The sequence below is a fragment of the Streptomyces aculeolatus genome, assembly GCF_020400605.1.
GTDB classification, from domain to species: domain Bacteria; phylum Actinomycetota; class Actinomycetes; order Streptomycetales; family Streptomycetaceae; genus Streptomyces; species Streptomyces aculeolatus.
In genome coordinates this window covers 152,561-173,229 of the sequence record NZ_JAINRD010000016.1, presented here as the reverse complement: position 1 = coordinate 173,229, position 20,669 = coordinate 152,561, and the positions used below count along the sequence as shown (strand labels likewise).

Sequence of the window (20,669 nt, the reverse complement as noted above, 5' to 3'; positions counted from 1 at the left end):
GTCATGCATCGTTCGCCCCGGCGTCATCTGCCCGTCCGCGCCGCCGTGCTCGGCTGCCTCGCCTCGTTGCTGGCCTCCGTGCCCTCTCTAGCCACAGCGCTGCCGGAATCGCCAGTGTCACACCCGGCGGCATTCGCCACCGCAACCTCAACCGCCCCGGGGGCCCCGCAGGCCGCCCCGTCCGGCCCGGACGACGGCCCCGCCGCCGGGGCCCGGCCCGGCACCGAGGTCACCCTCGTGACGGGCGACACCGTCACCCTCGGCCCCGCCGCCGGCGGCCGCCCCACCGTCTCCGTGGCGCCCCCCGAAGGCTCCGGCGCAAAGCCTTCGTTCACGACCCTGCACGAGGGCGGCGACGTGTACGTCGTCCCCGACGCGGTGGCGGGACTGGTGCCCCGGGTCCTGGACGTCGAGCTGTTCAACGTCACCGCGCTCGCCGCGATGGACTACGACGACGCGGCCACCGACACCCTCCCGCTGATCGTCCGCGGCCCGCGCCCGCTGGCCGCCCTCGACGCGGCGGCCGGCGCGCGCAGGCTGCCCAGCGTCGACGCCACCGCCGTCGAACTGCCCAAGGACGCCGCCGCCGGCTTCGCCGAGCGGCTGGCCGCCCCCGCCGGGCCCCGGGCCGCGGCCGGGGTGACGAAGGTGTGGCTCGACCGCGAGGTACGGGCCGCCGAACTCGACTGGAACCTCGGCATGATCGGCGCTCCCGAGGTCTGGGAGAGCGGCCTGAGCGGCGCCGGCGTCGACGTCGCCGTGCTCGACTCCGGTATCGACACCGACCACCCCGACCTGCACGGCCAGGTCGCCGCCGCCGCGGACTTCACCGGCAGCGGCACCACCGGCGACCCCAACGGCCACGGCACCCACGTCGCCTCCCTCGTCGCCGGCACCGGCGCCGCGGCGGACGGCGCCCGCCGCGGCGTCGCCCACGGCGCCCGGCTGCTCAACGCCCGGGTGCTGGACGACGCGGGCCGGGGGCAGCAGTCCTGGGTCATCGCGGGCATGGAGTGGGCCACCGAGCAGGGCGCGGAGGTCGCGAACCTCAGCCTCGGCGCGCAGCCGGGGAAGGGCGACGACCCGGTCGCCCTCGCCCTGGACCGGCTCACGGCCGACACCGGCACCCTCTTCGTCGCCGCGGCCGGCAACGCGGGCCCGTTCGGCGGCTCCATCCAGTCGCCCGGCATCGCGGACAGCGCGCTGACCGTCGGCGCCGCGGTCCGCACCGGCAAGACCGCGCACTTCTCCAGCGTCGGGCCGACTTCCGGCACCTTCCGCGCCAAGCCCGACCTGATCGCGCCCGGCCGCGAGATCGCCGGCGCCCGCTCCGGCGGCGGCACGGCCGATCCGTACACGGTGATGGAGGGCACCTCGCAGGCCGCGCCGCAGGTCGCCGGGGCCGCCGCGGTGCTGCTGGAGAAGCACCCCGACTGGAGCTGGGAGCGGGTGAAGACCGCGCTCATGACCACCGCGGACGGGGAGGCGGACAAGACCCAGTCGCAGTACGCCGGCGCGGGCGTGCTCGACCTGCCCGGCGCCGTCTCCGACACCCTCGAATTCGACCGCGGCAACGTCGACTTCGGCTACCTGCGCTACCCCGAGAGCACCGAGCCGCGCACGGTCGAGTTCGCCGTCACCAACAACGGCACCGAGCCCGAGGAGCTGGACCTCTCCGACAACGCCCGCGACGTGTACGGCGACGAGGCCCCCGACGACCTGCTGACCCTCAGCCCCGCGCGGGTCACCGTGGCGCCGGGCGAGAAGCGGACGATCACGGCCACCCTCACCCCCGCGGCGGCGCAGCCGCGCGTCTACGCCGGCGGGGTCGTGGTCGGGCGCGCGGGCCACGACACCGTCACCCTCCCGTTCAACGCCTACCTCGAACCGCCCCGGTACGACATCCGGCTGACCGTGCTCGACCGGAACGGCGAGCCCTGGGCCGGCGGCACCGTGTGGCTGGCCAACATGAAGGAGTACCGCCCGGTGACCGGCGGCGGCTCCCAGGCCGTGCAGCTCGACGGGAACGGCCGGGGCACGGCCCGCCTGCTGCCCGGCCCGCTCAGCGTGATGGCGAAGGTGGAGACACCGGCGCGGGACGGCTCCCCGGCCACGGTGGCGTTCGCCGGCTCGCCCGAGGTCGTGCTCGACGGCGACATGGAGTACACCATCGACGCCCGCAAGGCGAAGCAGCTGCGCCCCGCGCAGGTCGCGGGGGAGGAGACCGAGGTCGGGCACGTCTCCATCCACTACCAGCGCGGCGACGCCGCGAAGGGCTCGGGCATCGGCGACGGCATCTACGCCGACGGCGAGGAGGTCGCCGACGGGCGGGTGTTCCTCCAGCCGACCGGCCCGGTCGACAGCGGCACCGTGGCGTTCGAGACCCGCTGGCGGCTGGAGGCCACGGGCCCCGCGCGCGGCCGGCAGGCGGACCTGTACGAACTCGTCCTCGGCGGCGAGGAGGTCGCCGACCCGCCGGTCTACGACGTCTCCCGCGCCGAGGCCCGGCGCCTCGCCCGGCTGACGCCCGACTACCGCTCGCTGCACGGCCGCCCCGACCGGTACGTCGAGACCCGCTTCACCTACACCGACCGGATCCACGCCTCGTACGCCATGAGCGAGCCGCTGGACGTGCCGCAGCGCAGGACCGAACTGGTCACCGCGGGGCCCGAGGTGCGCTGGAGCCACTGCGTGACCGCGCCGCCGGCGCAGATCTCGCTGTGCGACAGGATGACGTCGTACGAGCAGGGGGAGCGCCGCTCGCCCGCGTGGTTCCGCGGCGTGGCACCGGCGGTGGTCGCCGGCAACCACTACGGCAGCAGCCTGTCCGTACCCGCCGACCTCAGCGACGGCGAGCACAGCGGGCAGGAGCCGACCGACGGCGCGTTCGGCGACGAGACCCTGCGGCTGTACCGCAACGGCACCGAGGTGCAGGCGCGCGCGCCCGGCAGCTCGTACTTCGACGTACCGCCGGAGCCGGCGGCCTTCCGCCTGGAGCACACCGCGAACCCGGACACCTCGCGGCTGCCGATCGGCAGCAGGACGCGGACCAGTTGGACGTTCCCCTCCCAGGGGCCGGAGCCCGGCAGGTCGGCCACCCATCCGCGGCTGCTCACCGTCGACCACCGGCCGCCGACGCGCGACGACGGCTCGCTGCGCGCAGGCGTGCCGCTGGTGCTGGAGGCCCGGCTGGTGTCCTCGGAGACCCCGGGCGACTGGCGCAAGGAGAAGGGCACGCTGCGGCTGTGGGTGTCCACGGACGCCGGCGGGCGCTGGCACCGCATGCTGGCCGTGCCCATGCCGGACGGATCCGTGAAGGCCGTCGCCCCCGGGGTGCGGCTGCGCGCGGGTGACTCCGTCTCCGTACGGGTCGCGGGCTCGGCCGCCGAAGGCCGGACCGTCGACCAGACCATCGTCGACGCCTACCCGGTGCGCTGAGGCGCACCGGGGGCGGCGACGGTGGCGGGGGCCGCTGCGTGACCGGCGGGCGCAGCGGCCCCCGACCCCGCCGAGGCGATGCGCAGGGCCTCCACCAGGTCGCGGTAGAGCGCGTCGGCGGCCAGTAGTTCCCCGTGCGTGCCGCGGGCGCGGATCCGGCCGGCCTCCATCACCACGATGGTGTCCGCGTCGATCACCGTCGACAGCCGGTGGGCGATGGTGACGACGGCGCCGGCCCGCGCCCGGGCGCGTATGCACTCGTGCACCGCTGCCTCGGTGAGCGCGTCGAGCTGGGCGGTGGCCTCGTCCAGCAGCAGCACGTCGGGCTCGCGCAGCAGCGCGCGGGCCAGCGCGATGCGCTGGCGCTCGCCGCCGGAGACGGCGGCCGAGGACAGCTCGGTGTCCAGCCCGTCGTCGAGGCCGTCGACCTTCTCGGCGAGCCGCACGTCGCGCAGCACCCGGCGCAGGTCCTCCTCGCCGGCGTCCGGGCGGGAGAACAGCAGGTTGTCCCTGATGGTGCCGGGGACGACCGGGGTGTCCTGCTCCACGTACGCCATCCGGGCGCGGATGTCGGGGTGGCGCAGCTCTTCGTACGGCCGCCCGTCGAGCGCCAGTTCGCCCTCCTGGGGCTCCAGGAAGCGCAGGACCAGCGACAGGAGCGTCGTCTTGCCGGCGCCGGACGGGCCCACGATGGCCGTGTGCCCGCGGCGCGGGACGGCGAGGTCGATGCCGCGCACCGCGGGCTCGCGGCCCGGTCCGTACCCGGCGGTGACGCCCCGCAGTTCGAGCACGGCCCCGCCGGCCCCGGTGCGCGCCCGGCCGTCGGTCCGCCCGCCGCCCTGCCCGGCCGCCGCACTCGCTGACCCCTCCTCGGTGGCCAGCTCCTCGATCGCGCGGATGCGCTTGGCCGCGGCGATCCCCGACTGCAGCTCCGAGGTGTGCTCGCTCAGCTCGGTCACCGGCCCCATCAGACCGAACGCGTAGAGCAGGAAGGCGATCAGCCCGGAGACCTCCAGCGTCCCGGCGTCCACGCGCCACGCGCCGATGCCGAGCACGAGGATGATCGCCAGCTCGATGCCCGTCCATGCGATCACCCAGACCGCGGCCTCCAGCCGGACCGCCTTCAGGCCGTGGTCGGCGGCGGAGCGGGCGTCCTGGGCTATCCGGTCGGCCTGGCGCTCCTCGGCGCCGCTGGCCTTGACCGTACGCACCGCGCGCAGGGCCCCTTCGAGCCGGCCGCCGAGCCGGCCCACGTGCTCCTGCGCCTGCTCCTGCGCCCGCGCGATGGCGGGCATCAGCGTGGCGAAGAGGACGACGACGAGGATCACCGACGCGACCGTGGTCGCGAGCAGCACCAGGTCGAGCACGGCCATCATCGCCAGCGTGCCGACCAGCATGACCACGGCGTTGACCAGGCCGACGACGGCGCCCGAGGCGGAGGCGTGCAGCAGGGTCGTGTCGGAGACGGCCCGGGAGACCAGCTCGCCCGGCGGCCGCGCGGTCACGCCCGGCACCGTGGCACGGAAGAAGCGGCGCACCATCGACTCGCGCGCGTCCAGCACCACCCGCTCGCCGACCGCGCCGAGGATGACCCACTGCCGGTGCCCCAGGACGGCGCCGACGACCATCAGCACCAGGAGCGTGACGACGGGGCCGGTGAGCGAGGCGTCGCCGGCCAGGGAGTCCAGCACCCACTTCGTCACCATCGGGGACGCGAGGCCGAGGGCGGAGCCGGCCAGCGCCAGCAGCAGGCCGAGGGCCAGCACCCGCCGGTGGGGCCTGGCGAACGACCAGAGGATGCGCACGCTTTCCGGAACACTCATGCCCGGCAGTAGAACATCGCTGTTCCATTCTCGTCAAGCAAGTTCCATTCTGGGGGTGGCGGTACGGTATGGGCATGGACACCGCAGTGAGCAGCACCGGCGCCCGGGCGCGGACCCGGCGCGCCATCCTCGACGCCGGCACCGCCGTGCTCGCCCAGAACCCGACGGCCTCGCTGGCCGACGTGGCGGCGGCCGCGGGCGTCGGGCGCACGACGGTGCACCGCTACTTCGCCGAGCGCTCCGACCTGGTCGATGCCATCGGCGTGGACGTCCTCGAGAAGATCGGCGCCGCGACCGACCGCGCCCGGCCCGACGACGGCCCCGCGCTCACCGCGCTGGAGCGCGTCTGCCAGGAGTACTTCGAGCTGGGCGAGAGCCTCGCGATCATCTTCGACGAGTCGATGGCCGCGACCTGGAACTGGGCGAGCTGGGAGGAGGACACGGAGGCCGACCTGGCGCTGGCGCGGCTCGTCGACCGCGGCCGGGAGGAGGGCACGCTGGACGGCCGGCTGGACACCGACTGGATCGTCCAGGTGCTCTGGTCGCTGCTGTACGTCGCCTGGCAGCGCAACCGCGGCGGGGACACCAAGCACAACGCGCTCAGCCTGTGCCTGTACACGCTGCGGAAGTCCGTGGGCGTACCGACGTAACTCGGCAGGGTCAGAGATCCGACCAATGTGGTCGGAGGGCATCTGAATCTTCCCCGGCGGGGTGTCGCAGGCGTCATCCGATCTGGTAAATATGCTGATCGTGCTACGTGCTCAGGCGTGCCGCGCCTGACGGGTTCGCGCCCGCCGGGGAAATCATCGGATGACAGGAGGCCATCTCAGGATGAAGGACTTCGACGGGCTCAAGGCCGTGGTGACCGGCGGGGCTTCGGGGATCGGACTGGCCGCCGCGCGACTGCTGGCCGAGCGCGGCGCCCTGGTCGCTGTCCTCGACCTCAACCCCGACGACGTACCCCAACCCCTGCGCGGCTACCGGGCGGACGTCTCCGACGACGCCTCCGTGGTCGCCGCCGTCAGCGACGCGGCCGGCGCGCTGCGCGGCATCGACGTCCTGGTCAACAACGCCGGCATCGGCGCCGCCGGCACCGTCGAGGACAACGACGACGCCGAGTGGCACCGCGTGCTGGACGTCAACCTCCTGGGCGTCGTCCGCACCACCCGCGCCGCACTGCGCCACCTGCGCCGCTCCGCGCACCCCGCGATCGTCAACACCTGCTCCATCGCCGCCACCGCCGGCCTGCCGCAGCGGGCGCTGTACTCCGCCACCAAGGGCGCAGTGCAGTCGCTGACGCTGGCGATGGCCGCGGACCACGTACGCGAGGGCATCCGCGTCAACTGCGTGAACCCCGGTACCGCGGACACCCCGTGGGTCGCCCGCCTCCTGGAGAAGGCCCCCGACCCGGCCGCGGAGCGCGCCGCGCTCCAGGCCCGCCAGCCGATGGGCCGGCTCGTCACCGCCGACGAGGTCGCCGCGGCCATCGCCTACCTCGCCAGTCCCGCCGCCGCCTCCGTCACCGGCACGGCGCTGGCCGTCGACGGCGGCATGCAGGGCCTGCGCCTGCGCGCCCCGGAGCCGGGCCGATGAGGATCGCCCTGCGCACGAAGGTCCGCGCCGACCGCATCGAGGAGTACGAGGCCGCCCACCGCGAGGTCCCCGGGGAACTGGTGACGGCCATCCGCGCGGCCGGCGCCACCTCCTGGACCATCTGGCGCAGCGGCACCGACCTCTTCCACGTCATCGAGTGCGACAACTACGCCCGCCTGCTGGCCGAGCTGGAGCACCTCCCGGTGAACGTCGCCTGGCAGGCCCGCATGGCCGAACTCCTGGACGTGGTGCACGACTACACCGACGAGGGCAGCAGCGCAGGCCTCCCCGTCGTCTGGGAACTCTGAGCCCCCGCGCCACCCGGGAGACAAGCCTCAGCCGCGCCGAACGGCGCGGCTGAGTCCGTCGTACGCAGCTTGCACCGGCCCGCCCGGCCCGCCCTCAGACGGTCGCCTCCTCGATGGCGTCCGGGGTCGTCGTCCACTCCACCCCGCCGCCCACCGGGACCAGCCAGGCCATCCGGGGACCCGCCACCTGGCGCAGTACGGGTGTCGACCACACCCGGTGGGCCTCGGGCTCGGGGCAGATGGCGCGGAGCACGCCTGTGCGGCCGGAGGTCCGGTCCAGCACCAGCTTGCCCAGCAACGGATGGCGTTCGTGCCCCAGGCCGAGGCCCAGTCTGCTGCTCACGATGCGCTCCTCGGAGTTTCGTACGCGGTCGAGGATTGCCCCCTCCCGGCGGTGGTCGGCCGACGGGTCCCGGAGTCGCCAACTGCCGTGCGGCCGGACCGCGGTGGGGGCGTGAGCGCGGTCGGCATGGTCGGCAGTCCCCTCACTATGGCGGCCGACAACAACAGTCCGCAAGCATCGCCCTGATAATTTCAGAATGTGCGCGGACACCCCTGTCAGCCTCATGCCGTCCGTGACACACTCCCGGGGTAGCAGCCGTGCCGGGAGGTCAGGAAGTGAGCGAAACCCGCTCGGGTGGCGGCAGCGCCCCGACCGTGCTGCGCATGGTTCTGGGCAAACGGCTGCGGCACCTGCGGGAGCAGGCGAAGGTGAGCTTCGACCAGGCCGCGGAGGCCATCGACGTCACGCCGTTGACGGTGCGGCGGATGGAGAAGGCGGAAGTCGGCCTGCGCATCCCGTACGTGCGGGAGCTGCTGCGCACCTACGGCGTCTCCGGCGCCGAGACCGACGACTTCCTCAGGATGGCCAAGGAGGCCAACCAGCCAGGGTGGTGGTACAAGTACCGCAACGTCCTTCCCGACTGGTTCCGGGCGTATGTGAGCCTGGAGACCGACGCCACCGTCATCCGCATCTACGAGCCGCACTACGTCCCCGGCCTGCTGCAGACCGCGGACTACGCCCGCACGCTCTTCCGTATCGGTTTCCCCAACGAGCCCGACGACGCCCTCGAGCGGCGTGTGACGCTCCGGACGACCCGCGCGGACCTGCTGAACTCGGCCAGGGCGCCCGCGATGTGGGCCGTGCTGGAGGAGTCGGTGCTGCGCCGGCCCGTCGGCGGGCGGGAGGTGATGCGGGCCCAGATAGACCGGCTGATCGAAGCCATCGAGCAGCCGAACGTGAAGCTGCAGATCATGCCGTTCTCGGCCGGGCCGCACCCGGGCGCGTTCGGCCCGTTCCACTACTTCCGCTTCGGCTTCACCGAACTGCCCGACATCGTCTACACGGAGAACCTCACCGGCGCCGTCTACGTGGACCAGCCGGAGGACGTCGTCGGGTATCTGGAGACACTCGACCGGATGGCCGTCCAGGCCGATCCGGTGGACCGGACCAGGTCACGCCTGGTGGAGATGCGTAAGGAGTACGACTGACCATGCGAGCCGACCCCCCGAACTTCCGCAGCGGCATCCCGGCAACCGAACTCGGCACCGAGGGCTGGCAGAAGCCCTGGAGCGGCACCAACGGCGGCAGCTGCGTGGAGGCCAAGCGCCTGCCCGACGGCAGCATCGCGCTGCGCCAGTCCACCGACCCGACCGGCCCGGCCCTCGTCTACACCCGTGAAGAGATGGTCGCCTTCCTGGAGGGCGCCAAGAACGGCCAGGCCGACTACCTCGTCGACTGACGACCGGCCCGGCACACGCCGGCCGCGGGCGCGGACCGCGGGCGGCCGCGGGCAGTCGCGCGCGAAACGCCGTGCGTACGCTCGCCGTCCGCCCCGATCCGCTCCCGCGGAACCGGCGGAACACCCCTCGCACGACCGCGAAGTGACAGTACGTTAGGCGGCGGCAATGACGCGCGCCGCAGGGCAGGAGATACCCGATGGCAGAAGGCCAGTCCACCCCCGCCGAGGGGGCGCTCTCCAAGATCGACACTTCCGTGCCGCACTCGGCGCGGATCTGGAACTACTGGATGGGCGGGAAGGACAACTACGCGGTCGACCGGCAGGCCGGTGACGAGTACCGGCAGATCGCCCCGAACATCGAGACGATGGCCCGGGCGTCGCGCGACTACCTGATCCGCACCGTGACCCACGTGGCGGGCGAGGCCGGCATCCGCCAGTTCCTGGACATCGGCACCGGCCTGCCGACGTACGACAACACCCACCAGGTCGCCCAGCGGCTGGCGCCGGAGTCGCGCATCGTCTACGTCGACAACGACCCGTTAGTCCTGCGGCACGCCCAGGCACTGCTGACCAGCACCCGCGAGGGGGTGACCACCTATGTCGACGCTGACCTGCACAAGCCCGAGTCGATCCTGGAACAGGCGCGCGAAACGCTCGACTTCGACCGCCCCGTGGCCCTGATGCTGATGGGGATCCTCGGCCACATCCAGGACTACGAAGAGGCCAAGTCCATCGTGCGCCGCCTGCAGGCAGCGCTGCCCTCCGGCAGCTACTTCGTGCACTACGACAGCACGGCGACCGACCAGGCGCTCCAGGAGGCCCAGCAGGGCTACGACGACACCGGAGCCATCCCGTACGTCCTGCGCACGCCCGACGAGATCAGCGCGTACTACGACGGTCTGGAGCTGATCGAGCCCGGGATAGTCTCCTGCCCCCGGTGGCGGCCCGAGCCCGGCACCGACCCGGAGCCCACCGACGTCTTCGGCGGCGTCGCGCACAAGTCCTGACCCCGGCCCGGCCGTTCGCGCCGCGGCCGCACTCCCGCCGCCGTTCGCCGTGCCGTGCCCGTAGCGCCGTCTGCCGCCGCGCTACGGGCGCCGCCCGGCCTCCAGCGCCTCCACCGCCCGCGCCAGCTGCGCCGCCCGGTTCTCCGCCGTCCGCGCCCGCAGCAGCCGCAGGATGACCCCGTAGCGGTCCGTCCTGCCGAGCCCGTCGAAGAACGCCGCCGCCCGCGGGCTGCCCGCGAGCGCCTCCGCGAGGTCGGGCGGCACCTCGGCGTTCTTCTGCGACTCGTACGCCGCCTCCCACCGCCCGTCCGCCTGCGCGGCCCGCACCGCCGCGAGCCCCGGCTCGCGCATCCGTCCGGCCGCGGTCAGGACCCCGACCCGGTCCACGTTCACCCGCGACCACTGGCTGCGCGGCCGGCGCGGGGTGATCTTCTGCAGGTAGTGGGTGTCGTCGTACCGCCTGCGCAGGCCGGTGATCCAGCCGTAGCACAGTACGGCGTCGTCGACCTCGGCCGAGGTGACGGAGGCGATCCCCGACCCCTTCTTCGCGACCTTGAGCCACATCCCCGACCGCAGGCCGTGGTGCTCGTCGAGCCAGGACTCCAGCGCGGCCTGATCGGCGAAGGCGCGGACGGGCGCACCGTCGGGGGAGTCCGCGCCGGGCGCCGCGGCGGGGGAGCCGGCCCCGGGGGACTCGTCGCCGGAGGATGCCATGTCACGTGTCCTTTCGCCGCCGCTACGGCCACCGTACGTCGCGCCGGCGATCTCCGGCGCGGCCCGCACGGGCGGATGTCGTACCCCGCGGTGAGGGTCTGTGCCCTAGCGTGGGGGACATGACGACGCACGACGAGAAGCCGCTGCTGCGGCCCGCCCGCCCCGAGGACGCGGCGGCGGTGGCGCGGATCTGGGAGAGCGCGTGGCGGGACGCCCACCTGGGGCACGTCTCGGACGAGCTGGTGGCGATGCGCACGCCGGAGTCGTTCGCCGCCCGGGCGGCGGCGCGGGTGCCGCAGACGGCGGTCGCCGAGACGGGCGGTGTGATCGCGGGGTTCGTGACCGCCGCGGGGGACGAGGTGGAGCAGCTCTTCGTCGCCGCGGAGCACCGCGGCACGGGCGTCGCCGCGCTGCTGCTCGCCGAGGGCGAGCGGCGGGTGGCCGAGCAGGGCCACGGGCGGGTGTGGCTGGCGGTCGTGACGGGCAACGCGCGGGCGCGCCGGTTCTACGCACGCCAGGGCTGGGCCGACGAAGGCCCGTTCGACTACCGGGCGGAGGGCCGGGACGGCCCGGTGACGGTGCCCTGCCACCGGTACACGAAGGCGCTGGCCGGCGGCGGGACTTCCGGGGGGTGACGCGGGAGGGTCACGGCTCGCGCCGGGGGACCACCAGGATCGCGTCCGTGCGCGGATGGCGGAGGACGTCCACCGGGTGCCGGTAGACGTCGCCGAGCAGCGGGCCGTCGAAGACCTCCGCCGGCGGCCCCGAGGCCGCCACCCGGCCGCCGTCCAGCACGGTGACCTCGTCCGCGTACGCCGCCGCGAGGCCCAGGTCGTGCAGCACGACCACGACGGCGTCGCCCGCGGCGGCGCGCTCCCGGGCCAGCCGCAGCACCAGCTCCTGGTGGCGCAGGTCGAGCGCGGCGGTCGGCTCGTCGAGCAGCAGCAGCCCCGCCCGCTGGGCCAGTACGCGGGCGAGGGCGACGCGGGCGCGCTCGCCGCCGGACAGCTCGGCGAAGGGGCGCGCGGCGAACTCCGCGGTCTCCGTCACCGCCAGCGCCCACGCCACCGCCTCGTCGTCCGCGTCCTGCGCGGGCGTGCCGGACCAGGGCGCGCGGCCCATCCGTACGACGTCGCCGACCGGGAACGGGAAGGCCAGGGTGGCGGACTGCGGCAGTACGGAACGGCGCAGGGCCAGCTCCGCCGGCGCCCACGCGGCGATGTCCCGGCCGCCGACCAGCACCTCGCCGGCCGCCGGCGCGAGGTCGCCGGCCAGCGCGGCGAGGAGCGTCGACTTCCCGGCGCCGTTCGGCCCGACGAGGGCCGTGAGCCGGCCGGCGCGCGCGGCCAGGTCGACGCCGTCGAGCACCGCCCTGCCCCCGAGCCGTACGACCAGGCCCCGCGCCTCGGCGGCGGTGCCGCCCGCCGGCAGCGGCTCCGGCAGCCGCCGGTCCGCGCGGGCGCCGAGCAGCGTGCGGATCATGCCCAACCCCCCTGCCTGCGGCGGGTCCTGCGCAGCAGCCAGAAGAAGAACGGACTGCCCACCAGCGCGGTCAGCACGCCTAGCGGCAGCTCCGCCGGCTCCGCGACGGTACGCGCCGCGAGGTCCGCCACCACCAGCACCAGCGCGCCGCCGAGCGCGCTGCCCGGCACCAGGAACCGGTGCCCCGGGCCCGCCGCCATCCGCAGCAGGTGCGGCACCAGCAGCCCCACGAAGGTGATCACACCGGCCACCGCGACCGCCGCGGCCGTCAGCAGCGCGACCACGAGCACCAGCGCGATCCGCAGCCGCTCCACGTCCACCCCGAGGTGGCGCGCGGGCCGCTCGCCGAGGGCGAGCAGGTCCAGTTTGCGCGCGTACATGGGCGCGATGACCAGGCCGGCCGCCGCGCACGGCAGCACCGCCAGTACCTTCGGCCACGTCGCCTGGGAGAGCGAGCCGAGCTGCCAGAAGGTGATCTGCGTGACCTGCGCGTTGTCCGCGAAGAAGATGAACAGGCCGATGAGGGCGCCCGCGAAGGCGTTGACGGCGATGCCCGTGAGGATGAGCGTGACGACCTCCGTGCGCCCGCCGGAGCGGGAGAGCGCGTAGACCAGCAGCACGGTCGCGAGCCCGGAGGCGAACGCGAAGGCCGAGACCGTCCAGTTGCCGAAGACGTCGATGCCCAGCGCGATGGCCGCGACCGCGCCGACCGCGGCGCCCGTCGAGATGCCGATGACACCGGGCTCGGCCAGCGGGTTGCCGAACACGCCCTGCATGAGCGCGCCGGCGCAGCCGAGCGACGCGCCGACGAGCAGGGCGAGCACGACGCGGGGGAGGCGCACGTTCCACAGCACGCTCTCGCCGACGCGGCCGAGGCCGTGGCCGCCGAGGTGCAGCCGGTGGGCGGTGGAGGAGAGCACGTCGCCGGGGGAGATGTGGTACGCGCCGACGCCCGCGGCGAGCACGGCGGCGGCCAGGAGCGCGACGGCGAGCGCGGCGGTCAGGAGGGCCGCCCGGCCGCGTACGACCGGGGGCGCGGCGGGCTTCGACGGCGCCGGGCCGGCGCCGCCCGTACGGTACGGGCGCGGGCCGTCCGCCACCTCCCCGACCCCGCCGCCGCCCGGCGGGAGTTGTGCCGAGGACGTCATTCCGCCGCGCCCGGGCCGTGGATCTGGGCCACCAGGCTCCGCAGCACCGCGTCCGTGCGCGGCCCGTAGTTCAGCAGCACGCCGTCGTCCACGGACGCGATCCGCCGGTCCATCGCCGCGGGCGTCTGCGCCACGCCCGGCAGCTGCACGAGGCCGTCGACCCCGCCCACCGACTCCAGCCCCTTCGTCATCACCAGCAGCACGTCCGGGGCCGCCTTCGCCAGCGCCTCGCTCGTGATCGGTGTGAAGTCCTTGTCGAGACCGGACTCCTTCCCGGCGTCCACGCCGCCCGCCGCCTCGATCAGCGAGGCGGCACCGGAGCGAGCGCCGCCCAGCATGTACACGGACGCCGACCCCCGTACGTACAGGAACGCCACCCGTGGCTTCCCGCCGCCGGCCGGGATGTCGCGGCGGGCCGACTCGATCCGCTCCGCGGTCCGTTCGCGCAGCTTCGTGCCCTCGTCGGCGACGCCGAGCGCGGCGGCGACCGCGTCGATGCGGCTGCCGACGTCGTCGAGATCCTGCGCGGGGTCGAGGACGACGAGGGGCACGCCCGCGGCCCGGATCTGGTCGACGGCCTCCGCGGGGCCGGTGGTCTCCTCGGCCAGCACCACGTCCGGCTCCAGTGAGAGCACGCTCTCCGCGGAGACGTCGTGCGCCTGCGTCACCACCGGGAGGTCGCTCGCCTGCGCGAAGGTGGCGGTGACGTCGCGGGCGACGACGCGGTCGCCGAGGCCGAGGGAGAAGACGAGTTCGGAGATCGAGCCGCTGAGCGGGACGATGCGGTCCGCGTCCGTCACCGTGACCTCGCGCCCGTCGGCGGACGGCACGGTCGCGGGCAGCTCCGGTACGGCTCCGGCGGTGATCGGCTCGACGCGGTCGGCCGGCGCCCCGCTCCCGGTACCGCCGCCGCTGCCGTCGCCGGAGTCCGCTCCGGACGTGCCGCCGCAGCCGGCCAGGGCGATCGCCAGGGCGGCCGCGGCCGCAAGGGCGCGGGGGATGCGGGTAGTTCGCGGCACCGGTTCCACCTTCGGCGTTCCAGGGGGCTCGCACGGCCGGGGGCTTCCGGCCTGCTCGGCGATAGCTTAGGTTAGCCTCACCTAAGAAACCAGACCGGGAGGGGATCCATGCTGCGGCGCCTGCGTGCCCTGGCCGCCACCCTGCTGCCGCGCCGGCGCGTCGTCGCCGTCGCCGCGGCCACGCTGCTCACCAGCACTCTTGCCGTGGGCACCGACCTCGCCGGCGCACCGCCCGCGCACGCGGCGGCCCGCACCGTCGACGGCGGCCGACTCGACTGGGGCATCAAGGAGTCGTTCCTCACGTACGTCACCGGCCCCATCGCGCAGGGCGAGTGGACGCTGCTCGACGGCGCCGCCTCCGGATTCCGCTTCCACTCCGCCACCGGCTCGTACGACCCCGAAACCGGCGCCCTCACCGCCGCCTTCGGCGGCGGCGTGCGCTTCACCGGGCACGAGGAGGACGGCACCCACCGCCTCGACCTGACCCTGCGCCGCTTCACCGTCCGCATCGCCGACGGCCGCGGCACGCTGCACGCCGACGTCGCCGGGAAGGACCGCGAGACGGGCCGGATGAGCACCTCCGGCCAGACCGCGCTCGCCGACCTCGACCTCGGCGGGCTCGACATGCGCGGCGGCGGCAGCCCGTTGAGCCTCGACGGCGTGCCGGCCACTCTCACCGCCGAGGGCGAACGCGCCTTCGGCGGCTACTACCCGGCCGGCACCGCGCTCGACCCGGTGAGCCTGTCGGTGGACGTACGCGCGGCCGCCCCCGACGGCGACCCGTCCGGGCCGCCGGAGGAGCCCGGGAAGGACGGCGCCGGGAACGGCGAGAACGGCGAGAATGGTGAGAAGGGCGATGGTGCCGCCGCGGGCGGCATCGTCGACGGTGCCGTCGACTGGGGCGTGCGCCGCACCTTCCGCGACTACGTCACGGGTCCCGTCGCGCAGGGGAGTTGGCGGCTCGGCGGCGGCGCGCGGGACGGCGGGGCGCTGTTCCGCTTCGGGGCTGCGAAGGGCTCGTACGACGCGGGGAAGCAGCGGCTGGAGGCCCGCTTCTCCGGCACCCTGCACTTCACCGGCGAGCACCTGGACCTGCGGCTGAGCGACGTGTCCGTGACCGTCGAGGACGGCAGCGGCACGCTCGTCGCGGACGTCGCCGACGGCGGCGCCGCGTCCGGGGACGTCCCGCTCGTCACCTTCGCGACCGGGCGGCTGACGGCGAAGGACGGCCTCGTCGCCGTCGCGGAGGCGCCCGCGAAGCTCACCGCCGAGGGCGCGCGGGCGTTCGGCGGCCTGTACGGGGCGGGCACCGGGATGGACCCGGTGTCCGTCGCGGTGGCGCTGGACCCCGGCGCCCGCCTCCCCGCCCTCCCCGACCTTGGCAGCGACCCGGGCCCGAGCGCGCAGGCGGCCGGGCCGGCGGACCGGGCGCGCGCCGCGGAAGACCCGGAGCCGGCGGGCTCTTCGGGCACGTCGCCCGCCGTGCCGCTCGGCGTGGGCGGGGCGGCCGTGCTCGCCGCGGCGCTGCTCGCCCACACCCTCATGCGCCGGCGCCGGGCACGTACCGCCGCGCCCGCGACCACCCCCGCGACCGCCTCCGAAGCAGGCGAAGCCACCGAAGCCACCGATGCCGCCGGGAATCCCGGCACGTCCGACTGAAGCACCGAGAAGTCCAAGGAGATCCACGAGATGACCGTCACCCCGCTGCGCCTGACCGCAGCCATCGCCGCCGCCACCGCGCTGAGCGCCGTCGCCCTGGCCCTGCCCGCCGCGGCCGACGGCGCGGAGGCCGGGACCGCGGCCGTCGACCTCACCGACGGCACCCTGACCTGGGGGGTCAAGGAGTCCTGGCGCACGTACGTGGTGAACACCGCGCACGGCGAGATCACCGCCGCGGACGGTGCGGAACAGGCCGCGGACAACGGGCCGTTCACGTTCACGGGCGGCACGGGCACGTACGACGGGACCACGCACGCCGTCGACACGTCCTTCGACGGCAGCGTGCGCTTCACCTCCGCGCGCCACGGGTTCGACATCACGCTGGCGGACGTGAAGCTCACCACGGAGAACACCACCACCGGGGCGATCACCGCCGACGTCACGGCCGCCGGAGCGACCGCGCAGGACGTGGAGTTCGCCGACCTCGACCTCACCGACGTGCGGCCGGGCGGCGGCGCGGACGGCGCGATGACCTTCGCCGACATCCCGGCCACGCTGACCGCGGAGGGGGCGGAGGCGTTCAACGGCATGTACGAGGAAGGCACCGCGCTCGACCCGGCGACGCTCTCCGTGAAGCAGGCGGGCGACGACGGCGGGACCGATGGCACCGCGTCCGGCGGCTCGACGGGCGGCAGCGGCACGGGCGGAACGACCGGCTCGGGCGGCAGCGGCGGCGGGGACCAGGGCGGCACGACGGGGACCGGCGGCAGCACCGGTACCGGCGGCACCGACGGCGGCACCACCGGCGGTTCCGACCGGCCGTCGCCGCAGACCCCCGGGGCGATCGTCGACGGCCGGCTGGACTGGGGCGTGAAGAAGTCCTTCCGCGAGTACGTCACGGGCCCGATCGGCCACGGCAGGATCGAGGTCTCGGACGGCGCCGCCCAGCAGTCCGGCGGCTTCCGCTTCCCGGACGGACAGGGGGAGTTCGACGCGGACGCGCCGTCGCTCGACGCGGCGTTCGGCGGCACCGTGCGCTTCCTCGCCCACGAGGAGGACGGCTCGTACGCGCTGGACCTGAAGTTCAGCGACCTGAAGGTCCGGGCGGACGGCGACGGCGCGGCGCTGGTCGCGGACGTCTCGTCCAAGGACCGCGACAGCGGCGAGGTCACCGAGAGCGACGACATCGCGGTCGCCGACCTCGAACTCGACCCGGCCGAACTGACGGCGACCGACGACGTCGTCCACCTGACCGACATCCCGGCGGCCCTCACCGAGGCCGGCGCCGGCGCCTTCGGCGGCTTCTACGACCCGGGCGCCGCCCTCGACCCGGTCGGCCTCGCCGTCACCCTGGACGAGAACGCCGGGCTCCCCGGCGACGACGGCCCCGCCTCCGGCGGCACGCAGTCCACCGGCGGCCCCGCGGCCACCGCGGGCGCCCCGGCCTCGGTGGGCGGCACCGGCGGCTCCCTCGCCGCCACCGGCAGCGGCACCCCCGCCACCCCCCTGATGGCCGGCGCCGCGGCCCTCACCGCGGCCGGCGCCGCCACCCTCTACCTCACCCGCCGCCGCCGGCCCACCACCTGACCCGCCGGCCGAACGGAGCGCCGCGCGCCCCCTTTCCGTGGCGCGCGGCGCTCAGAGCCGCCCGGCCGGCAATAGGGCCGGCGGCGTAGAACACACTCCCCGTGTGCAATTGCGCCCTTAGTGCGGTGCGCATGCCCTTCGTCGGGAAACGCGGCATTGGGCCTTCCGCACCCGCCCGCGGGACCCGGATCTGCCCGGGGATACGCGGGCTGACCTGCGGGGCACGTACCCTGCACGAGGGGCCGGACGGCGGTCGGCGGTCCAGACCTTGCATTGCTAGTCGGCAACATTCCGCGGTGGATTACACAGACGGCGCTCCTGTCGCTACGATCCCCTCGACCCCATCACGAACATCCGTTGGAAAGCCGCGCACGAGTACCACGCACCACTCCCGTGCGCGTGCCCGAGGTTTCGATGAACATCGCATGGCAGTCGCCGAGGTGCGCCCGCTTAGTCGGTCCGCCCCGCCCCCTGTCGCCTGGCCCCGGCCCCGGCGCGCCCTGCCGCGCGCAGCGCGGGGGGTGGTGATGGCCCGCGGTTCCGGGCGCGGCGGGGAGTTCCGGCCCGTTTACCATCTCGCCGGGCTCGACGACGACTTACGCGCCGTGGTCGACGACCTGCGCGTCGGCCGGTGGATGTCCATGCGCGCGCTCCTGGCCCGTACCGGCGCCGACTGGACGGCGCGGACCGCGCGTTCCCAGGTGCTCGGCGTGGTCGCCGCCAAGTCGGCGGTGGTGCAGATCTGGCTGGACGAGGAGCCGGAGAGCGCCGACGCGCGGATGATGCTGGCCCGCGTCGCCGTCGGCCGGGCCGTGCAGGCGCACCGGCAGCGGCATCCCAGCAGCGGGCAGTTGGAGGAGGACGCGCGGCAGGCGTGCCGGGAGGCGGCGCTGCTGCACCCCGGGGATCCCGTGCCGTGGGTGTGCCTGCTGGCGCTGGCACAGGTCGACGTGCGCCGGCAGCGCCCCGAGCACCGCGTGGCCCCGCCGGAGAACCTGCTGCCGGAGGGGCCGTGGGGGCTGCTGGACGAGGTCGTCAAGCGGGACCGGTACAACCGCGAGGCGTACCACCGCGTGCTGCAGATCTGTTCGTCCGACAGCGGCTCGCAGGCGCACGCGATGGACTTCGCCCGCTGGGTGGGCTCCTGGGCCCCGCTCGCCTCCCCGCTCCTCGTGCTGCCGCTCTTCGCGCACGCCGAGCACCACCACTTCGAGCGCCGCCGCGGCCGCGGCGACGCGCTCGTGCACCGCCAGTGGACCCGCGAGGACATCCTGCGCGACACGAAGCGCGCCCTGGACGGCTGGTTCGACCTCACGAACGCCGACGTGCGTTCCGTGCTGGACCTGAACCACCTGGCCCACGCGCTCAGCGCCGCCCGCGAGTCCGCTGGCGCCGCCCGCGTCTTCACCGCTCTCGGTCCGTACGCCACCCTCCTGCCCTGGGCCTACGTGACGGAGGACCCCGACCGGCACGACCTGGCGGAGGCCGAGTTCTTACGCGCCCGCTCGGCAGCCCTCGGTAGCGGGTGACCCGGCGCTTCTGCCCGATTTGCCTGTCATGCCCCCGCCATTCCCCATCGGAGGTCACTCCATGTCACAAGCGCCGGTCAGCGCCGCCGGCACGCCCCGGCGCAAGGACGACGACGCCCACCTCCGCGATCTCGGCTACGAGCCGGAACTCGCGCGGCGGATGGGCCCGTTCGGCAACTTCGCCATCTCCTTCTCGGTGATCTCGATCCTCTCCGGCTGCATGACCCTGTACGGCTTCGGGCTCAGCACCGGCGGGCCGGCCGTGATGATGTGGGGCTGGGTGGCCGTCGGCCTCTTCGTGCTCTGCGTCGGCATGGGCCTGGCCGAGGTGACCAGCGCGTACCCCACCTCCGGCGCGCTCTACTACATGGCCCACCAGCTCGGCGGCCCCCGCTGGGGCTGGTACACCGGCTGGCTCAACCTCCTCGGCCTGCTCGGCGCCATCGCCGGCATCGACTACGGATGCGCCCTGTTCATCGGCGCGTTCTTCAACCTCCAGTGGGGCTTCGAGCCCACCGCGGAGAAGACGCTGCTGATCTTCGCGGTCATCCTCGTGCTGCACATGACCCTGAACCTGCTGCGGGTGCGCGTCGTCAGCATCCTCAACTCCATCAGCGTCTGGTGGCACCTGGCCGGCGTCGCCATCATCGTGGGCGTCCTGATCGTCGTCCCCGACCACCACCAGTCCGCCGGCTTCGTCTTCGGCGAGTTCAACAACGACACCGGCTGGAACAACCCGTTCTACGTCACCGCCATCGGACTGCTGCTCGCCCAGTACACCTTCTCCGGCTACGACGCCTCCGCCCACCTCTCCGAGGAGACCACCCAGGCGCAGGTCAGCTCCGCCAAGGGCATCGTCCGCGCGATCTGGGTCTCCTGGGTCGCCGGATTCGTGCTGCTGGCAGGGCTGACCTTCGCCATCCAGGACTACGTCGGCACCCAGGACTCCGCGACCGGCGTGCCACCCGCGCAGATCTTCATCGACGCCATCGGCGAAGGCGGCGCCAAGGCCCTGCTCCTCATCGTCATCTGCGCCCAGCTCTTCTGCGGCAACGCCGAGACCGCCGCCACCGCCCGCATGGTCTTCGCCTTCTCCCGCGACGGCGCGCTGCCCGGCTCCAAGCTGTGGCGCCGCGTCTCGCCGCGCACCGGCGTGCCCACCCGGGCGGTCATGCTGTCGGTCGCGGTCGCGTTCTGCCTGGCGCTGCCGTCGCTGTACTCGGCGACCGCGTACGGCGCGGTCACGGCCATCAACGTCATCGGGATCACCCCGGCCTACGCCATCCCCATCTACCTGCGGCTGCGCGCGAAGAACCGCTTCGTGCCGGGGCCGTGGAACCTGGGCAAGTGGAGCACGCCGATCGGCTGGGTCGCGGTGTGCTGGGTGGCCGTGATCACGGTGATCTTCTGCCTGCCGCAGGCGTCACCGGTCACCGTGGACACGTTCAACTACGCCTCGGTGGCCCTGGCCGCCGTGCTGCTGCTCGCCACCGTGTCGTGGTGGGTGGCCGGCCGGCGCTCGTACAAGGCCCCCGTCTACACCGCCGACCCCGAGATGGCAGAGCTCGGCAAGGACCTGGTGTGAAGCGCGCCGGGCCGCCGCCGCAGCACCGGCGGCGG

At 74.5% G+C, this 20,669-nt stretch carries 18 protein-coding genes; 12 read left to right on the top strand and 6 right to left on the bottom strand.

Features of this window, described 5'->3' with window-relative positions; genetic code table 11:
* The first annotated feature begins 3 nt into the window (after nucleotides 1-3).
* Nucleotides 4-3,438: a S8 family serine peptidase gene (locus LG396_RS24800; protein WP_225796448.1), complete on the top strand. Its 3,435-nt coding sequence runs from the start codon at nucleotides 4-6 to the stop codon at nucleotides 3,436-3,438.
* Here LG396_RS24800 and LG396_RS24795 read toward each other — a convergent pair.
* Complete coding sequence (locus LG396_RS24795; RefSeq protein WP_225796447.1) at nucleotides 3,423-5,261, bottom strand: ABC transporter ATP-binding protein; 1,839 nt, start codon at nucleotides 5,259-5,261, stop codon at nucleotides 3,423-3,425. The two genes, LG396_RS24800 and LG396_RS24795, sit on opposite strands and share 16 nt — an antisense overlap.
* Nucleotides 5,262-5,335: 74 nt before the next feature.
* Here LG396_RS24795 and LG396_RS24790 point away from each other — a divergent pair, with 74 nt between their 5' ends.
* The 3 genes from LG396_RS24790 (at nucleotide 5,336) to LG396_RS24780 (ending at nucleotide 7,162) form a co-directional block, all read left to right on the top strand.
* Nucleotides 5,336-5,911, top strand: a complete 576-nt coding sequence (locus tag LG396_RS24790) for a TetR/AcrR family transcriptional regulator (protein WP_100301691.1) — start codon at nucleotides 5,336-5,338, stop codon at nucleotides 5,909-5,911.
* Between the two features lie 181 nt (nucleotides 5,912-6,092).
* Nucleotides 6,093-6,854: an SDR family NAD(P)-dependent oxidoreductase gene (locus LG396_RS24785; protein WP_037754512.1), complete on the top strand. Its 762-nt coding sequence runs from the start codon at nucleotides 6,093-6,095 to the stop codon at nucleotides 6,852-6,854.
* Nucleotides 6,851-7,162 (top strand): L-rhamnose mutarotase, encoded by a 312-nt coding sequence (locus LG396_RS24780; RefSeq protein WP_225796446.1) that lies wholly within the window; start codon nucleotides 6,851-6,853, stop codon nucleotides 7,160-7,162. Before LG396_RS24785 ends, LG396_RS24780 begins: the two co-directional genes overlap by 4 nt.
* Before the next feature lie 94 nt (nucleotides 7,163-7,256).
* Here the strand turns inward: LG396_RS24780 and LG396_RS24775 are convergent, their stop codons facing one another.
* Nucleotides 7,257-7,505: a hypothetical protein gene (locus LG396_RS24775; protein WP_037754508.1), complete on the bottom strand. Its 249-nt coding sequence runs from the start codon at nucleotides 7,503-7,505 to the stop codon at nucleotides 7,257-7,259.
* A 275-nt stretch (nucleotides 7,506-7,780) separates the two neighbouring features.
* Here LG396_RS24775 and LG396_RS24770 point away from each other — a divergent pair, with 275 nt between their 5' ends.
* From LG396_RS24770 to LG396_RS24760, 3 genes are all read left to right on the top strand, one after another.
* Nucleotides 7,781-8,653, top strand: a complete 873-nt coding sequence (locus LG396_RS24770) for a Sco1979 family transcriptional regulator (protein WP_504968343.1) — start codon at nucleotides 7,781-7,783, stop codon at nucleotides 8,651-8,653.
* Nucleotides 8,654-8,655: 2 nt separating this feature from the next.
* Nucleotides 8,656-8,904, top strand: coding sequence for a DUF397 domain-containing protein (locus tag LG396_RS24765; RefSeq protein WP_225796445.1), 249 nt, complete (start codon nucleotides 8,656-8,658; stop codon nucleotides 8,902-8,904).
* Between the two features lie 197 nt (nucleotides 8,905-9,101).
* Nucleotides 9,102-9,911, top strand: a complete 810-nt coding sequence (locus tag LG396_RS24760) for an SAM-dependent methyltransferase (protein WP_037754503.1) — start codon at nucleotides 9,102-9,104, stop codon at nucleotides 9,909-9,911.
* Between the two features lie 81 nt (nucleotides 9,912-9,992).
* Here LG396_RS24760 and LG396_RS24755 read toward each other — a convergent pair whose 3' ends face one another.
* Complete coding sequence (locus tag LG396_RS24755) at nucleotides 9,993-10,625, bottom strand: YdeI/OmpD-associated family protein (protein ID WP_037754500.1); 633 nt, start codon at nucleotides 10,623-10,625, stop codon at nucleotides 9,993-9,995.
* Between the two features lie 119 nt (nucleotides 10,626-10,744).
* Between LG396_RS24755 and LG396_RS24750 the strand changes: the two genes are divergently transcribed.
* The gene (locus LG396_RS24750) at nucleotides 10,745-11,260 is read left to right on the top strand and encodes a GNAT family N-acetyltransferase (protein ID WP_225796444.1); all 516 of its coding nucleotides are present in this window, start codon (nucleotides 10,745-10,747) and stop codon (nucleotides 11,258-11,260) included.
* 10 nt (nucleotides 11,261-11,270) lie between these two features.
* On the opposite strand, the gene LG396_RS24745 is transcribed toward LG396_RS24750, so the two are convergent.
* Genes LG396_RS24745 through LG396_RS24735 form a run of 3 tightly spaced genes read right to left on the bottom strand, consistent with a single transcriptional unit; the run spans nucleotide 11,271 to nucleotide 14,274 of the window.
* Nucleotides 11,271-12,107, bottom strand: a complete 837-nt coding sequence (locus LG396_RS24745; protein WP_225796443.1) for a heme ABC transporter ATP-binding protein — start codon at nucleotides 12,105-12,107, stop codon at nucleotides 11,271-11,273.
* Complete coding sequence (locus tag LG396_RS24740) at nucleotides 12,104-13,255, bottom strand: FecCD family ABC transporter permease (RefSeq protein ID WP_225796442.1); 1,152 nt, start codon at nucleotides 13,253-13,255, stop codon at nucleotides 12,104-12,106. The genes LG396_RS24745 and LG396_RS24740 overlap by 4 nt, the downstream gene beginning before the upstream one ends.
* On the bottom strand, nucleotides 13,252-14,274 hold the full coding sequence (locus LG396_RS24735; protein WP_225796441.1) for a heme/hemin ABC transporter substrate-binding protein: 1,023 nt from the start codon (nucleotides 14,272-14,274) through the stop codon (nucleotides 13,252-13,254). Before LG396_RS24735 ends, LG396_RS24740 begins: the two co-directional genes overlap by 4 nt.
* A 108-nt stretch (nucleotides 14,275-14,382) precedes the next feature.
* On the opposite strand from LG396_RS24735, the gene LG396_RS24730 reads away from it, so the two are divergent.
* The 4 genes from LG396_RS24730 to LG396_RS24710 all read left to right on the top strand — a co-directional run bounded on the left by LG396_RS24730 (nucleotide 14,383) and on the right by LG396_RS24710 (nucleotide 20,634).
* Nucleotides 14,383-15,933 carry an HtaA domain-containing protein gene (locus LG396_RS24730; protein ID WP_225796440.1) on the top strand — a complete coding sequence of 517 codons (1,551 nt, stop codon included), beginning with the start codon at nucleotides 14,383-14,385 and terminating at the stop codon, nucleotides 15,931-15,933.
* A gap of 30 nt (nucleotides 15,934-15,963) precedes the next feature.
* Complete coding sequence (locus LG396_RS24725) at nucleotides 15,964-17,520, top strand: HtaA domain-containing protein (protein ID WP_225796439.1); 1,557 nt, start codon at nucleotides 15,964-15,966, stop codon at nucleotides 17,518-17,520.
* A 527-nt stretch (nucleotides 17,521-18,047) separates the two neighbouring features.
* Nucleotides 18,048-19,049 carry a hypothetical protein gene (locus tag LG396_RS24715; protein WP_225796438.1) on the top strand — a complete coding sequence of 334 codons (1,002 nt, stop codon included), beginning with the start codon at nucleotides 18,048-18,050 and terminating at the stop codon, nucleotides 19,047-19,049.
* Between the two features lie 61 nt (nucleotides 19,050-19,110).
* Nucleotides 19,111-20,634 (top strand): amino acid permease, encoded by a 1,524-nt coding sequence (locus tag LG396_RS24710; RefSeq protein ID WP_018838276.1) that lies wholly within the window; start codon nucleotides 19,111-19,113, stop codon nucleotides 20,632-20,634.
* Nucleotides 20,635-20,669 lie beyond the last annotated feature (35 nt).